Source organism: Lonsdalea britannica, from assembly GCF_946477055.1.
Classification (GTDB): domain Bacteria; phylum Pseudomonadota; class Gammaproteobacteria; order Enterobacterales; family Enterobacteriaceae; genus Lonsdalea; species Lonsdalea britannica_A.
Genome location: NZ_CAMKXG010000056.1, coordinates 1 through 15,213, shown reverse-complemented (window position 1 = coordinate 15,213; position 15,213 = coordinate 1). Strand labels below are relative to the sequence as shown.

The following is a 15,213-nucleotide window of genomic DNA, read 5'->3' as shown; positions in this document are numbered from 1 at the left end:
CGCGATGCGCCAAACAGCGCCTCCGCCATCGTCCAGGCGCAAATATCATGCTGCAGATAGACGGGCACGCCAATGCGCTCAGACAAGGCGGGGCCGATCGCCATTTCATGGATATCAAAGAACGGCATACGGTGAATGATGCCGGTGATCGCATCGACGATCCCCGGCGAGGTAATAGCGATGGCCGTTAACCTTTCTAACTGCCGCTGATGACGAATAAAAAACGCATCCACTTCGTGCAGAATACGAGACAGTAACGGCGTGGGATCTTGGTCGGGCAACGGTAGGGTCTCCTCCCTCACCAGCGCGCTGCTGAGGTCACGCAGAGCCAGCGTCATGGTATGACGGCTGATACGAACCGCCAGATAGTGCCATCCTTCCGTTTCCAGCACCAGACCGACGGCGGGTCGCCCTCGGCTGCCGACATCGGGAAATTCGGTTTCATGAACCAGATGCGCTTCCATCAGTTCGCGGACAATTTTGGTGATACTGGCAGGGGCGAGTTGGGCTTTTTTAGAGAGTTCGATGCGGGAGATGGGGCCGAGTTTATCGATCAGGCGATAGACAGCCCCTGCATTTATCTGCTTAATTTGGTCGATGTGTCCGGGCTGACCGCTGGCAATCACGCTGAAGCGACTCCTGATTTATCATGCGATGTTGTTATTTTTTACACTGCAAAATAAAAAACTGCGGCCATGGTGTCGCTTTTCATAAAAGCCGTCAACTATTTGATTCGTTATGTGATTTGCCGCACATATTTGAGCCGGAGTGGTTCAACATCAGCGAAATCAACGTCTGCGCGGCCGTGGTGATTGGCCTCCGCTGATGCGTCACCAGCCACATCTCACTGATGGCGTCTTTTTCCTGTAGCGAGAGATATTTGACGCCATCGACCTTGATACGCCTGAATGACGCGGGCAACAGAGACACCCCGAGTCCGGAGGACACCAGACCCACAATGGTCATCGCCTCTCCCACTTCCTGTGTGATATAGGGTTTCACACCATAGTTTTTCAGCAAGGTCAGCACCTCGTCATACATCGCCGTTCCCACTTCACGGGCAAAAAAGACGAAAGGCTCCTGCGCGAGCTGACGAACGCTGATGCAACCGTCCGGCGCCATCGCCAGCGGATGTTCTTGATGAACGACGGCCACCAGGGGTTCATGTAGCAATACTTGATGACGCAGCGCGTCAGGCAGCGGGTTGTTACGCATCACGCCGATATCCAGCTTACCGCTCAGCAGCGGTTCAATCTGCTGCTTGGTATTGATTTCCACCATCTGGATATGAACTTCGGGAAACGACTGGCGAAACTGGAGCAGGCTGCGGGAAACAGACTTCACAAACGGCGCCGACGAGGTAAAGCCGATATTCAATTCGCCGACTTCTCCGCGCTGAATGCGGGCGGCGCGATCGGCAGCCTGATTCAGCTGGTTGATAATGGCCCAGGCTTCTTTGAGAAACTGCGCCCCAGCGGGCGTAAGCCGAACCGTACGATTATTGCGGTCCAGCAGCCGGGCGCCCACCTGCTCTTCCAGTATCTGAATTTGCTGACTCAGTGGCGGTTGAGAGATACGCAGTTTTTCGGCGGCACGTCCAAAATGCAGCTCTTCCGCAACAGCGATGAAATAACGCAGGTGACGCAGCTCTATATTCATATTTTAGAAGTATCATTCATGATGATTAATATATTATACAAAACAATCTCGCAGTTCTATGATCCCCGCTCCGTTTACCCTATTGCCCTCTTATCCAGATAAGGATCGATTGTGAGTACCCCGCTGTCTTCACAAGGAATGTCTTCGACCATCACTGATGATGCAGACCCTCTTCCTAAAAGCACCCCGTCGATTTACAAAACACCTTATATTAAACGCGGCACCCCGGCCTTTATGCGGGTTACCCTGGCGCTCTTCTCCGCCGGTCTCGCCACCTTCGCCCTGTTGTACTGCGTTCAGCCCATCCTCCCCATACTTTCCCAAGATTTCGGCATCTCGCCAGCGACCAGCAGCCTTTCGCTGTCCGTATCGACCGTCACCTTAGCCGTCGGACTGCTCTTTACCGGCCCCATCTCCGATAGCGTCGGACGCAAGAACGTCATGGTGGTGTCTTTACTGCTGGCCGCTGTCTGTACGCTGGTCTGCAGCTTTATGACCACCTGGCAAAGCGTGCTGATCATGCGTGCGCTGCTGGGGCTATCGCTAAGCGGGGTCGCCGCCGTTGCCATGAGCTACCTGAGCGAGGAGATTCATCCCAGCGTCATCGCCTTTTCCATGGGGCTGTATATCAGCGGGAACTCCATCGGCGGCATGAGCGGACGTCTAATTACCGGGGTGCTGACAGACTTCTTTCCCTGGCGTGTCGCCATCTTCGTGCTGGGGATAGTGGCCTTGTTCGCCGCGCTGGCATTCTGGCGCATGCTGCCTGAATCACGCCATTTTCGCGCCGGGTCGCTGAAGCCGAAAACGCTCTGGATCAATGCGCGCCTGCACTGGCGTGATGCGGGCTTGCCGCTGTTGTTCGTCGAAGGTTTTCTGCTGATGGGCTCCTTCGTCACCCTGTTCAACTACATCGGATACCGTCTGCTGGGCGCGCCCTATTACATGAATCAGGCGGTCGTCGCCCTGCTGTCCGTCGTGTATTTGACCGGCAGCTACAGCTCGCCGCGTGCGGGCGCCATGACGGCAAAATATGGTCGAGGCCGGGTTTTGGCCGGCTCGGTTTTATTGATGTTGACCGGCCTGATTTTGACGCTGTTCTCACCGCTGGTGCTGGTGTTTGCTGGAATGATGCTGTTCGCGGCGGGCTTCTTCGCCTCGCATTCGGTGGCAAGCAGTTGGATCGGCCAACGCGCGCATCGCGCCAAAGGCCAGGCGTCATCGATGTATCTGTTCTTCTACTATCTTGGCTCCAGCCTGGCAGGCACCACCGGCGGATTCTTCTGGTACCAGTTCGGCTGGCCGGGCGTCGTGGGATTCCTGGGAGCGCTGCTGTTGCTAGCGTTCTATATCAGCTTCCGCTTAAAAGCTCTGCAACGATAATCCCATCACTTCTCTCCCCTGATGAGCCGACAATTCAACACGGTTGTCTCATCAGGGGAGTTGGTTTATAACTTACTGTATGTTGTAACTAATAAGGGGTTTTATGGCGGCTTACGATTTGATCGAACGGATGAATCAGACTTTCATCGAGCTGGAGAAGGCATTGAGGGACATGGAACAGCAATTTGCACAGCTCCTGCTCGTTGCCGCCCGCGTCTTTACACTGCCCGAGATAGAGAAAGGCCGAGAGCACGACCCCATCACCCAGATTGCGGTGACGCCATCAGAAGGCGAAGCCGCACGCGACCTGGCGTTGCAGCACTTTCAGCGGCTGTTCATTCATCACTATGCGGAGAACATCAGCATCAAGGCCGCGATTCGCCTGCCCGGCGCCCTCTGCTTTTCCGTTGATGAGGCACAATTTATCGAGGCGGAGCAGCGTATTGAACATATCAATACGCTGAAAAAAACGCTGGAATACATCATCACCGTCGAGTCTGGACTCGAACCCGAACAGCGCTTCGACTTCGTGCATACGCATCTGCGTGGGCTGATCACGCTAAGCGCCTACCGCACGATCCCGATGATCGTCAATCCGGCCTCAGTCCGTTTCGGCTGGGCCAACAAAAACATCATTAAGAAAGTCACGCGCGACGACGTACTGAAAAAACTGGAGAAAAGCTTCCAAGCAGGCCGATCGCTGGCACCTTACAGCAAGGAACAATGGGCGTCGCTGTTGGAGCAGGAAATGTCGGATGTAAAACGCCTGCCGGAGCAGGCGTTACTCAAGATTAAACGACCGGTGAAAGTCCAGCCGATTGCGCGGGTCTGGTATCAGGAACAGCAGAAGCAGGTGCAGTACCCCTGCCCTTCGCCGCTGATCGTCCTCTGTCGCCAGAGCGATGGTGCATCGGCACCGGTGCTGGGAGAGCTCAATGATTACGATGCCGACAGCATCAAACATAAACACAAACCCAAAGCGCACCCACTGCGACTGCTGATCCCTCGCCTTCACCTGTATACCGACGACGGCGCTTAACGTTTCAGGCTGCCGACCATCTCTTCCGGGCGTACCCATTCATCAAACTGCTCGGACGTCAGGTAGCCCAGTTTCAGGGCTGAGGCTTTCAACGTCAGCCCTTCCTTATGCGCTTTCTTGGCGATTTCAGCGGACTTGTCGTAGCCAATATGCGGATTCAACGCAGTCACCAGCATCAGCGAATCGTTTAGCAGCTGTTCAATACGCGGGCGATTGGGTTCAATGCCGATAGCGCAGTGTTCATTGAAGCTCTTGATACCGTCCGCCAGCAACCGCACCGACTGAAGGAAATTGTGAATAATCATCGGGCGATAGACGTTCAGCTCGAAGTTGCCGGAAGCGCCGCCGATATTCACCGCGACATCATTGCCCAATACCTGACAGCACAGCATCGTCATCGCTTCGCACTGCGTCGGATTCACCTTGCCCGGCATGATGGAGCTTCCCGGTTCGTTCTCTGGAATGCTCAGTTCGCCGATGCCGCAGCGCGGACCAGACGCCAGCCAGCGCACGTCGTTGGCGATTTTCATCAAGGATGCCGCCAAGCCTTTGAGCGCGCCGTGGCCCTGCACCAGCGCATCGCAGGTGCCCAGCGCTTCAAACTTGCTGGGCGCGGTGACGAATGGCAGGCCGGTCAAGGACGCCAACTCCGCCGCGACTCGCACCGCATATTCCGGGTGTGTGTTCAGGCCCGTGCCGACGGCCGTTCCCCCCAGCGCCAGCTCGGATAAGTGCGGGATCGAATGTTCAATATGCCGCTGACTGTGCTCCAGCATGGCCGACCAACCGGAGATCTCCTGCCCCAGCGTCAGCGGCGTCGCATCCTGCAAATGAGTACGACCAATCTTGACGACGTCGTGATACTGCACCGCTTTGGTCGAAAGCGTTTGCTGCAGCGTTTTCAGTTCTGGTAGAAGGTGCTCCAGCACCGCGGTCACGGCGGCCACGTGCATCGCCGTCGGGAAAACGTCATTGGAACTTTGACTTTTATTCACATCGTCATTGGGATGCACCAGACGTTCGTTACCGCGGCCTCCCCCCAACAGCTCGCTGGCTCGGTTCGCCAGCACTTCATTCATATTCATATTGCTCTGGGTGCCGGACCCGGTTTGCCAAATGGCCAGCGGGAACTCATTGGGGTGCTGTCCCGCGAGTACCTCATCCGCCGCCTTGATAATCGCGTCGCCGCGATCTTTCGGCAATAATCCCAGATCGAGATTCACTTTTGCCGCCGCACGCTTGGTCTGAGCGAGCGCATGGATCAGCGCCCGAGGCATTTTCTCTTCTGAAATACGAAAATGTTCCAGAGAGCGCTGGGTCTGCGCTCCCCACAGCCTGTCGGCGGGCACATCAACCGGTCCCATAGAGTCTTTCTCAACACGGATATCGGGCATGACCTATCTCCTTAGAAGATGCGTTTATTTTCGGATAATTGAGGTACTTGACGTTATGGTATCGTCGCGGATAAAGCATTACCATGATGGGTATCGAGGTTCTGGATCATCACCCGTCCCCTCTGTCTTTAACCCTTAGTTCACTACGTGAAATCATCAATAACACTAGGATCCCGTTATGCAGAAAATGCTTAACCGTGTTCAGCATTATGCCTGGGGTAGCCCAAGCGCATTGACCGAGCTGTACGGCATGGAAAATCCCGATAATCGTCCGATGGCGGAGCTGTGGATGGGGGCGCATCCCAGCAGCAGTTCTCTGTTAGTGGACAATCAGGGGCAGCAGGTCAGCCTGCGGGATATCATCACCGCCGACCCGGAGCGTTATCTGGGCCAGCGCATCGCACAGCGTTTCGGCGAGCTGCCGTTCCTGTTTAAAGTGTTATGCGCCGACCAGCCATTGTCCATTCAGGTTCATCCCAGCAAAAGCGCCGCCGAAGAAGGGTTCGCCAAAGAAAACGCGGCGGGCATTCCCGTCAGCGCGGCGGAACGCAACTACAAAGACGCCAATCACAAGCCGGAATTAGTCTTCGCGCTGACGCCGTTCAGCGCCATCAACGGGTTCCGCCGACTGGAAGAGATCGCCGAGCTGTTGCAACCGCTGGCAGGCGCGCATCCGTCTATCGCCGCGTTTTTACAGCAGCCGGACCGTCAGAGCCTGTCGAGGCTGTTCGCCAACCTTCTTGAGATGAGCGGAGAGCAGAAAGACACCGCGATCGCGACCCTGAAAGCCGCGCTCAACAGCCGTGAAGGCGAACCCTGGGCGACGATTCGCAACATCACCCAATTCTACCCGGACGACAACGGACTGTTCTCTCCGCTCCTCATGAACGTCGTGACGTTACAGCCGGGAGAAGCGATGTTCCTGACGGCGGAAACCCCGCATGCGTACCTGAATGGCGTCGCGCTGGAAGTGATGGCTAATTCAGACAACGTACTGCGCGCGGGTCTGACGCCGAAATACATCGATATTCCTGAACTGCTGGCTAACGTGCAGTTCGAGCCCAAACCGGCTGAAACGCTGCTGACGACGCCCGTCGTCGGCGAGCAGACGCTGACCTTTTCCGTGCCGGTTGACGATTTTGCCTTCTCCCTGCACGATCTCACCGCACAGCCGCAGGTGCTGACTCAGGAGAGCGCTGCTATTCTTTTCTGCGTCAGTGGAGAAGCCAGCGTGGAAAAAGCGCAGCAGCGGATTACTCTGCAGCCGGGTGAGTCCTGCTTTATCGGCGCTGATGAATCTCCCGTGCAAATTCACGGTACGGGTCGCATTGCCCGCGTTTATAACTAGACTTTAAACAGCATGATGCTGACGCCCCGATGAGGGGCGGTACTACACAAGATAAAAAAGGATACAAGCGTGACGAAAAAAACAGTCGTGGCCGTAGGGGTCATCGTTGCTCTCGGCGTAGTTTGGACAGGAGCTTCCTGGTTTACTGGCAAACAGGTCGAAAAGCACATTGGTGAATTCACAGATAACATCAACAGCCAGTTGAAAACCAACTATCCCAACGCCGGACTGAAGGTCAGCTACCGTGATTATCAGCGCGGCCTGTTCAGCAGTAACCTGACATATGTGCTGCAGTCCGACGGCACGGCCAGCGACCATCAGGTGCTGGACAATAATCAGGAAGTAGTCTTTAAAGAAACGCTGTATCACGGACCATTCCCGCTGTCCCAGATCAAACATTTGAACCTGATCCCGTCTATGGCCTCGGTACACAGCGAACTGGTGAAAACCGACGCCGTCGCACCGCTGTTCGAACTGACGAAAGACGTTCCGTTCATCAATGCGGAAACGCGCGTCACCTACAGTGGCGACACCCACTCCGACATTCGCCTGGCGGCGATTGATTTCCAGAACCCGGAGCAGAAACTGAATTTCAGCGGCTCCGACCTGAAGCTGTTCGTGGCGCGCGACCTGAGCCAGGCCCACATCTCGGGTAACATCGCCAATCTGGCGACCGAGAAGAAAAATCAGCTGGGTCAGAATGAAGTGCTAACGCTGCAGGATCTGGCGCTGGACTCCACCTCACGTAAGAGCAAGTTCGACATCAATGTCGGCGATGCCAACATCACCCTGAAAAAACTGACGCTGAACGTCGAAAACGAAAATGGGCTGACCATCAATGATGTAAACGTCTCCAGCGAGAACAACGCGGACGACGTCAATCTGTCCGGCAAATTGGGTATTGACGTTGCCTCTGTGGTCTTGCGCGACCAGAATCTGGGTGCGGTGAATCTGAAAGCTAGCTTCGCCGGTGTCGATGGCCACGGATTGAAGCAGTTCTCCGACGCCTATCGCGCCAAGTTCCAGGCGCTGATGTCCAGTCCGGAGCCGATCACCACCGACGAGTACCAGCAGCAGATGGCGATGGTCGTGCTGCATAACCTGCCGCAGCTGTTGAAAGGCAATCCGCAGATCCACATCGCGCCAATAACCTGGAAAAATGCCAAAGGACAGAGCGACTTCAATCTGGCTCTGGATTTGACCGATCCGCTGCAGAAAGATCACAACGCCATCACCGGCGTATCGGATGAAGAAGCGCTGATTCGTCAGTCCATCAAAAATGTGGACCTGAAACTCAACCTGCCGCTGAGTATGCTGACGGAACTGTTCGTCCAGACCGGTCCGAAAGTCGAAAATGACAACGACAAAAAGCAGATTGAAGCCATGGCCCGCCAGCAGGCGCAGCTGATTGCCGGTGTCGGCCAGATGAGCCAACTGACGGTTACCAAGGACAATGCGATCACCAGTTCGCTGCAGTATGCCGACGGCACGGTGACCTTCAACGGTCGCAAATTAACGCTGGCGGAATTTATCGCTCCCTACATTTCTGTCCCTGCACAGGATGCGCCGCAAGCCGTCCCCGCTCCTGCGCCTCAGGCTCAGTAATCGATGCACTTTGCAGGCACCTTTCGGGTGCCTGCCCTTTAGCAATCATCCTCCTGCTTCCTCCTGATTAACACCCAAACACCCCGCTACATGGCCTCCCGCTCTTCCGATTCAGTAACCGTTGGACATGAAGTTTTCTGTGAATGAATGGCAATTTGACCGGATTTATTCTTATACTAACGGCTATTTACTGACTTACTGATTTCGTTAATAAAGAGTAAAACATGATTGATCCGCACATCCCACTAACAGATATCCACCGCCACCTGGATGGTAATATCCGTCCTCAAACCATTCTTGAGTTGGGGCGCCAGTTCAATATCGCTCTGCCGGGGCAGGATCTGGAGTCGCTGCGTCCTCATGTGCAGATCGTTAATAACGAACCGGACCTGCTCAGCTTCCTGAAGAAGCTTGATTGGGGTGTCAACGTTTTGGGTTCTTTGGACGCATGTCGTCGCGTCGCCTACGAAAACGTCGAGGATGCGATTCGCGCCGGATTAGACTACGCCGAGCTGCGTTTTTCCCCCTACTACATGGCGCAAGCCTATCAGCTTCCGCTGGAAGGCGTGGTTGAAGCGGTCATCGACGGTGTTCACGCCGGCTGCCGCGACAATGATGACAAGGTCATGATCCGTCTCATGGGGATTATGAGCCGGACGTTCGGCACTCAGGCCTGCCAGCAGGAACTGAGTTCGCTCCTCGCACACAAAGACAGTATTACCGCGTTGGATTTGGCTGGCGATGAACTGGGGTATCCCGGCGAACTGTTTACCGACCACTTCCGTCAGGCGCGTGATGCAGGCTGGCATATCAGCGTACACGCCGGTGAAGCCGCGGGTGCGGAGAGCATCTGGCAGGCGATCAATCAACTGGGCGCGGAGCGTGTTGGTCACGGCGTTGCGGCCATCGTCGATCGCAAGCTGATGGAATACATGGCTGAGCACCAGATTGGCGTGGAGTCCTGCCTGACGTCCAATATTCAGACCAGCACCGTTCACTCCCTGCTCGCCCACCCGCTGGTACACTTCCTGCGCCACGGCATGTTGGCCACGCTCAACACCGACGATCCTGCCGTACAGGGGATCGAAATCGAGCACGAATACAATGTCGCCGCGCCGCAGGCGGGATTGACGCCGGAAGATATCCATCAGGCACAGATAAATGGCCTGACCGTCGCCTTCATCGGCGAACAGGAAAAAGAGCAGTTGCGTCAGAAAGCGAAAAATCGCGCGGCCTGATAACCTCTTTGCCCCACCGCTTTCGTGATGCGGTGGGGTTACTCCTCTCGATACTCTTACCTTGTCCTTTCTTAGCTCTATCCCCAACACCATATCCCCGTCTCACCTTATGCCGTTTATGGGCGACACCAAGGGCGACCCGCACAGGCTTCTGGCAAAAGTGAAGAGCGATAAGACAAGTGCAAACGCCGGTTATGACTCACAGCTTAAGGCGAGGAAGAATACGGATTGAAAATGGCGGCTTCAATGACAGGCTTTAACGAAACAACGCCCTGCGCGAAAAACGCATGACGTTGTTTTCATTATAGTAACACCGTTATTCTTCGGTTTTATCCGCGTCCAACGGGCGTTTAGCATAACGCTGGGCTAGCGTGGCGCATACCATCAGCTGAATCTGGTGGAAGATCATCAGTGGAAGCACCATGGCACCCACCGCCGCCGCCGGAAACAGGACATTCGCCATCGGAATACCGTTTGCGAGACTTTTCTTCGAGCCGCAGAACACGATAGTGACCTCGTCCGCCTTCGAGAAGCCCAATTTGCGCGCGGCCAGCGTGGTACACACCAGCACAATCCCCAGCAGAACAAATGAGCACACCACGATAGACAGCAGAGACCAGCCGTTGATCTGATGCCAAATTCCCTCAACGACCGCCTCGCTGAATGCGACGTAAACCACGAGCAGTATCGATGAACGGTCAGTGATATTGACCAGCTTACGGTGGCGCTGCACCCAGTTTGCGATGAGTGGTCGCGACAGATGACCCAAAACGAACGGCACCATCAACTGGAGAACGATCGATCCAATCGCATGCAGCGTATCCGTCTGTCCGCCCTGTGTATGCATCAGCAGTCCAACCAGAATCGGCGACAGGAATACCCCAAGAATACTGGACGCCGACGCGCTACAGATTGCGGCGGCCACATTGCCTCGCGCCATGGAGGTGAAAGCGATAGCGGACTGAACCGTTGCAGGTAAGGCGCAGAGATAGAGAAATCCAAGATAGACGGTAGGCGTGAGTATCTCTGGAACCAGAACGGACATGGCCAGCCCCAGCAACGGGAACAACACAAACGTGCTGGCGAAGACCACCAAATGCAGACGCCAATGGCTGATGCCAGCCGCGATAGCTTCTCGAGATAATTTTGCGCCATGCATGAAGAACAGCAGTGCGATGGCCGCGGTCGTCAGGTATTCAAAGAAGACCTTCACTTCACCTTCACAGGGAAAAAACGAAGCGGTAATGACCACCAGAACCAGAACTAACAGGAATTTATCAATTTTTAACCGTTGCAACCATCCCATAACGAAACGACACCCTCTCAATAAACAATACAGGCGATCATGAGATCGCCTGTGAGATAGAGGGTTAATATGTGGAATAAATACCCACAACGCTAGCTATTTTTTAACGTCACCGCGGATTTTTTCTGATTAGAAATGAGTCCGAGTTCAATTAACTCCATCACTTTAATCGCCTGAGTAACCGGAACCGGATTTTCACCCTGACCATTCAACGCATCACGAACGGCGGCATAATAGGCCGTGTAATTACCGGGGATCGTCGTCACCGCTTCCTCTACGGTCGCGCCTTCCCGGTTCATCGTCAGTACGCCATCGCGTTCATCGTGCCCCCACAGAGTGTCGTCATCCGGCAAGTGTCCTGCCTTCAGTTTCCCCTCTTGAGGATCGATGCCGTATTTCACGTAACTGCCATGGCAGCCGTGAACGATATAACGCGCTGTCTCAGCAACGGCCAGCAGCGTTCCGTGCAACACGACGCGGCGCTGCGGATAAATCAACGTCGCATGGAAGTAGTCGACGGATTTGCCCCCTGGACGCAGCTGTGCAAGATCCGCATGGATGGCGACCGGCGCGCCAAACAGCTGTAACGCCTGGTCGATTAGATGAGGCCCCAGGTCATACCAAATGCCGCTGCCTTCACTGCCGTCTTCACGCCAACGTTCACGAATTTCGGGGCGATAGCGATCTATATGGGATTCCATATAAACCACGTCCCCCAACACGCCGGTTTGCACCAGATGTTTGAGGGTCAGGAAGTCGCTGTCCCAACGGCGGTTGTGAAAGACGGAAAGCACTTTCCCCATGTGGACGGCGACCTGATGCAGCTCGGAAGCCTGAGACAGCGTGACGGTGAAGGGTTTATCCACCACCACATGCTTGCCCGCTTCCAGCGCACGTTTCGCCAAAGGAAAATGCGTATCGTTAGGCGTGGGGATCACGATGAGATCGATTTCGGGGTCGTCAAACAACACTTCAGGTTTCTCGGCTACCCGCACAGACGGCCAGTCTGCATGCACGTTTTCCGGATGCCGACTCGACACCGCCACCAACGTCATTCCCGGCGTCGCAGCAATCAGCGGCGCGTGAAACGTCTTGCTCGCATAGCCATATCCCAACAATCCGACACGAATGGTATTTGCCATAAATCATTCCCCTAGCCTGAGCGACAGGCTTTTCCCGTTGTGATGGAACGCCCAGTATATCACCGCGAGCTTTCCAGATTTATCGGATAACGTCATCAATATGACATCCCCATGAGTCCTTCTACAGCCACAGTAGGCGGAAAGCCTTTGTCCAAAATCACTTAGCTTCATCGACAACGCACTGATACGAACCCGCAATCAATCGATGTGAGTATGATCACAGATTTACCCCGAAAAAAGAAACCGGTTTCAGAAACCGGTTGCAAGTCATAATTCAACCAGCCTACACTCACTCGTCGTTGGTTATAGCCACCCAAAAGCGAGGTTTTCATGTCCATATTTCCGAAAGATTTTCTGTGGGGTGCCGCGACCGCAGCCTATCAGGTCGAAGGCGCGCACGACGCCGAGGGCAAAGGCCCGTCGATTTGGGATACGTTTTCTCACCTGCCGGGCACCACTTATAAAGGAACCAACGGCGACGTCGCTGTCGATCACTACCACCGTTTCCGAGAGGATGTCGCGCTGATGGCGGAGCTGGGCTTAAAAAGCTACCGTTTCTCTATCTCGTGGCCACGGCTGCTGCCTGAAGGGCGCGGTAAAATCAATGAAGCGGGCGTCACCTTTTACAGTACGTTGATCGACGCGCTGCTGGAGCACGGTATTGAGCCCATGATTACCTTGTATCACTGGGATCTGCCGCAGGCGCTGCAGGACCAGGGCGGTTGGGAATCCCGGCAGACTATTGATGCTTTCGAAGAGTACGCCCGCCTCTGTTATGACCGCTATGGCGATCGCGTCAAACTGTGGTCTACGTTCAATGAAACGCTCTGCTTTATCGGCTTTGGCTACATCACCGGCGCGCATCCCCCCGGTATTCGCAATCCCGCCCGCGCCCTGCAAGCCTGTCATCATGTTTTCATCGCACATGCGCGCGCCGTCGCCGCTTTTCGCCAGTCCGGCATCACCGGCAAGATCGGCTTCGTCAACGTCCTGCAAACCAATACCCCGCTCGACGACACGCCGGAAAACGTCGCCGCCTGTCAGCTGGCTGACGGAATTTTTACCCACTGGTTATACGACCCGGTGTTGCGAGGAGAGTATCCGATAGAGTTGCTGCATCTGGCCCAATCGAGCCTCGGCGCGCCGGTATTCGAACAGGGCGACGAAGCGCTGCTGCGCGACAATGTCTGCGACTTTATTGGCCTGAACTATTACAAACGGGAGACGGTAGCGGCGAATCACGGCGAGTCACGTCTGCAAATCAATACGACGGGCCAGAAAGGCAGCGCGCATCAGACCGGGAACGAGTTTGGTTTTAAAAATCTGTTCAAATTCGTGCGTAATCCGAATGGGGTGTATACCGACTGGGACTGGGAAATCTACCCGCAGGGCCTGACGGAAGGCATCATGCAGATCAAAGAGCGCTACGGTGATATTCCCATTTACATCACCGAGAACGGTTTGGGCGCTAAAGACCCCATCATTAACGGTGAAGTGGTGGATGACGATCGCATCGACTACCTGCGTCAGCATATTGATGCCGTTGCAGACGCTATCGCCCAAGGCGCCGATGTGCGTGGTTATTACCCCTGGTCATTTATCGATTTACTGAGCTGGCTGAACGGCTTCCAAAAACAGTATGGCTTTGTGTATGTCGACCACCAGCGTCAGTTAGCACGCCAGCGTAAGAAGAGCTTCTTCTGGTATCAACAGTTGATCCGTAACAACGGCGAGTAAAGAGAGCTCAAATCTAAATGCCTCGTGAGGTCACGGGGCGTTTCTCTCTCTCTTTGTATTGGGCTTGGCTGGGAAACGGAGAACGTTAAGTTCGCCGTTAACCCCACCGCGCATCCGGCGGTGGTATTCACCCACATCTGGCGTATCACATCAGTCAAAGAGCGTGTTCTGGCTGACCATAAATAACGACTATTCGCATAAAGTCCCCGTTTTGTCATGGGGCCGCTTGCCGTTAAAATCTCATCAATTTCCCATCGGTTATTCCCCTTTGCCCCCTCCTTGATCGTGACGGCTTCAGGCGCCCGTTTAGACTGACGAATTGCCATGAGATACCGTTGAGTACATCGACTGTCGTCACACAGGCGCGTTTTGAAGCGGTCTGAGATGACTCGCTGAACGTTTTCATCGGTCGATAACCGCCCCCTGTGAATCCAAAACTCGGTGCAATAAAAGCGTCCGAACACGGCAATCCACAAAAGCCGATAGCCTGTCCCGTCTGCAGTTTCACGGAGAGCGCGTTTTTCACTTGCCGATAGGTGACCACAAGTTAATCGTTCAGTCTCTGGGTGATAAGGATGGTAGGCGTTCAGGTTGTCGAACCTGGGACAATGCCGGATAATACGTCGGTTTTATTTTGTAAGTACTGTAATGAGCGAATACCCGCGGCTACCGGTTGGCGCCTTTTTGGCGAACGTGTCGGCTCTTACGGGCTTTACCCGACTGGTGAAATGGTGATGATGAATTTTTGGATGACGATAGCCGTACTCAGCGCGCTGACGCTGACGGCAAGTCTGATGCTCGGCTACGCCTCACGCCGACGCTCTCTGCGGCACAACCTCCCCTCCGTTGAACAGCTGGAAGATCTGCTCCCGCAAACGCAGTGCCGCCAATGCGGTTATGCTGGCTGCCGCCCTTATGCCGAAGCCATGATCCAAAGCGGCGAACAGATTAATAAATGCGTGCCGGGGGGCGAGCCTCTGATGCACAAACTGGCTCAGCAGATGAACGTCGAGCCACAGCCTTTACCAGATGACGCGATGCCGGGCAAACCGGAAAGACAGGTCGCGCGGATTGATGAAAGCCGCTGCATCGGCTGCACCAAATGTATTCAGGCCTGTCCGGTAGACGCCATCGTCGGCGCCGCACGCGCTATGCACACCGTCGTCAGCGATCTGTGTACCGGCTGCAATCTGTGTGTCTCTCCTTGCCCAACCGACTGCATTACGCTGGACCCGGTCACCCCCACCCCCGACAGCTGGAACTGGGATCTGAACGCTATCCCGGTACGCGTTTTACAGGGGGGACATCATGTTTAATGTGCTGACTGCCTTCGGGAAAAATCGAATTTGGCCCATGAAAGGC

At 55.0% G+C, this 15,213-nt stretch carries 12 protein-coding genes; 7 read left to right on the top strand and 5 right to left on the bottom strand.

The window, feature by feature from the left end:
* Together Q7O77_RS06105 and Q7O77_RS06100 are read right to left on the bottom strand one after the other, a co-directional pair.
* Positions 1 to 626 (bottom strand): ROK family protein (locus Q7O77_RS06105; RefSeq protein WP_304164368.1); only part of this gene is annotated, 626 nt, incomplete at its 3' end.
* 94 nt (positions 627 to 720) lie between these two features.
* On the bottom strand, positions 721 to 1,659 hold the full coding sequence (locus Q7O77_RS06100; RefSeq protein WP_304164365.1) for a LysR family transcriptional regulator: 939 nt from the start codon (positions 1,657 to 1,659) through the stop codon (positions 721 to 723).
* A gap of 138 nt (positions 1,660 to 1,797) precedes the next feature.
* Here Q7O77_RS06100 and Q7O77_RS06095 point away from each other — a divergent pair, with 138 nt between their 5' ends.
* Together Q7O77_RS06095 and tus are read left to right on the top strand one after the other, a co-directional pair.
* Positions 1,798 to 3,042, top strand: coding sequence for an MFS transporter (locus Q7O77_RS06095; protein WP_304164370.1), 1,245 nt, complete (start codon positions 1,798 to 1,800; stop codon positions 3,040 to 3,042).
* Positions 3,043 to 3,145: 103 nt separating this feature from the next.
* On the top strand, positions 3,146 to 4,081 hold the full coding sequence (tus, locus tag Q7O77_RS06090) for a DNA replication terminus site-binding protein (protein ID WP_304164362.1): 936 nt from the start codon (positions 3,146 to 3,148) through the stop codon (positions 4,079 to 4,081).
* On the opposite strand, the gene fumC is transcribed toward tus, so the two are convergent.
* Positions 4,078 to 5,475 carry a class II fumarate hydratase gene (fumC, locus tag Q7O77_RS06085; RefSeq protein ID WP_304164359.1) on the bottom strand — a complete coding sequence of 466 codons (1,398 nt, stop codon included), beginning with the start codon at positions 5,473 to 5,475 and terminating at the stop codon, positions 4,078 to 4,080. The genes tus and fumC overlap by 4 nt on opposite strands.
* A gap of 178 nt (positions 5,476 to 5,653) precedes the next feature.
* Between fumC and manA the strand changes: the two genes are divergently transcribed.
* From manA to add, 3 genes are all read left to right on the top strand, one after another.
* Positions 5,654 to 6,823, top strand: a complete 1,170-nt coding sequence (manA, locus tag Q7O77_RS06080; RefSeq protein ID WP_304164356.1) for a mannose-6-phosphate isomerase — start codon at positions 5,654 to 5,656, stop codon at positions 6,821 to 6,823.
* A 69-nt stretch (positions 6,824 to 6,892) separates the two neighbouring features.
* Entirely contained in the window at positions 6,893 to 8,428 is a 1,536-nt protein-coding gene (locus Q7O77_RS06075; protein WP_304164353.1) for a YdgA family protein, read from the top strand.
* A gap of 224 nt (positions 8,429 to 8,652) precedes the next feature.
* Positions 8,653 to 9,666 (top strand): adenosine deaminase, encoded by a 1,014-nt coding sequence (gene add / locus Q7O77_RS06070; protein ID WP_304164349.1) that lies wholly within the window; start codon positions 8,653 to 8,655, stop codon positions 9,664 to 9,666.
* A 316-nt stretch (positions 9,667 to 9,982) separates the two neighbouring features.
* Here add and Q7O77_RS06065 read toward each other — a convergent pair whose 3' ends face one another.
* Both Q7O77_RS06065 and Q7O77_RS06060 read right to left on the bottom strand, forming a co-directional pair.
* Entirely contained in the window at positions 9,983 to 10,972 is a 990-nt protein-coding gene (locus tag Q7O77_RS06065) for a bile acid:sodium symporter family protein (RefSeq protein ID WP_304164346.1), read from the bottom strand.
* Between the two features lie 92 nt (positions 10,973 to 11,064).
* The gene (locus Q7O77_RS06060) at positions 11,065 to 12,114 is read right to left on the bottom strand and encodes an oxidoreductase (RefSeq protein ID WP_304164343.1); all 1,050 of its coding nucleotides are present in this window, start codon (positions 12,112 to 12,114) and stop codon (positions 11,065 to 11,067) included.
* Between the two features lie 330 nt (positions 12,115 to 12,444).
* Between Q7O77_RS06060 and Q7O77_RS06055 the strand changes: the two genes are divergently transcribed.
* Positions 12,445 to 13,851 carry a GH1 family beta-glucosidase gene (locus tag Q7O77_RS06055; RefSeq protein WP_304164340.1) on the top strand — a complete coding sequence of 469 codons (1,407 nt, stop codon included), beginning with the start codon at positions 12,445 to 12,447 and terminating at the stop codon, positions 13,849 to 13,851.
* Between the two features lie 734 nt (positions 13,852 to 14,585).
* The gene (gene rsxB / locus Q7O77_RS06050; RefSeq protein ID WP_304164337.1) at positions 14,586 to 15,167 is read left to right on the top strand and encodes an electron transport complex subunit RsxB; all 582 of its coding nucleotides are present in this window, start codon (positions 14,586 to 14,588) and stop codon (positions 15,165 to 15,167) included.
* The last annotated feature ends 46 nt before the right edge of the window (positions 15,168 to 15,213 follow it).

Excerpts from the sequence above, each read along its gene's own strand:
- Q7O77_RS06100 (WP_304164365.1), bottom strand. The coding sequence starts at position 1,659 with ATGAATATAGAGCTGCGTCACCTGCGTTATTTCATCGCTGTTGCGGAA.
- Q7O77_RS06095 (WP_304164370.1), top strand. The coding sequence starts at position 1,798 with ATGTCTTCGACCATCACTGATGATGCAGACCCTCTTCCTAAAAGCACC.
- tus (WP_304164362.1), top strand. The coding sequence starts at position 3,146 with ATGGCGGCTTACGATTTGATCGAACGGATGAATCAGACTTTCATCGAG.
- fumC (WP_304164359.1), bottom strand. The coding sequence starts at position 5,475 with ATGCCCGATATCCGTGTTGAGAAAGACTCTATGGGACCGGTTGATGTG.
- manA (WP_304164356.1), top strand. The coding sequence starts at position 5,654 with ATGCAGAAAATGCTTAACCGTGTTCAGCATTATGCCTGGGGTAGCCCA.
- add (WP_304164349.1), top strand. The coding sequence starts at position 8,653 with ATGATTGATCCGCACATCCCACTAACAGATATCCACCGCCACCTGGAT.
- Q7O77_RS06065 (WP_304164346.1), bottom strand. The coding sequence starts at position 10,972 with ATGGGATGGTTGCAACGGTTAAAAATTGATAAATTCCTGTTAGTTCTG.
- Q7O77_RS06060 (WP_304164343.1), bottom strand. The coding sequence starts at position 12,114 with ATGGCAAATACCATTCGTGTCGGATTGTTGGGATATGGCTATGCGAGC.
- Q7O77_RS06055 (WP_304164340.1), top strand. The coding sequence starts at position 12,445 with ATGTCCATATTTCCGAAAGATTTTCTGTGGGGTGCCGCGACCGCAGCC.
- rsxB (WP_304164337.1), top strand. The coding sequence starts at position 14,586 with ATGATGAATTTTTGGATGACGATAGCCGTACTCAGCGCGCTGACGCTG.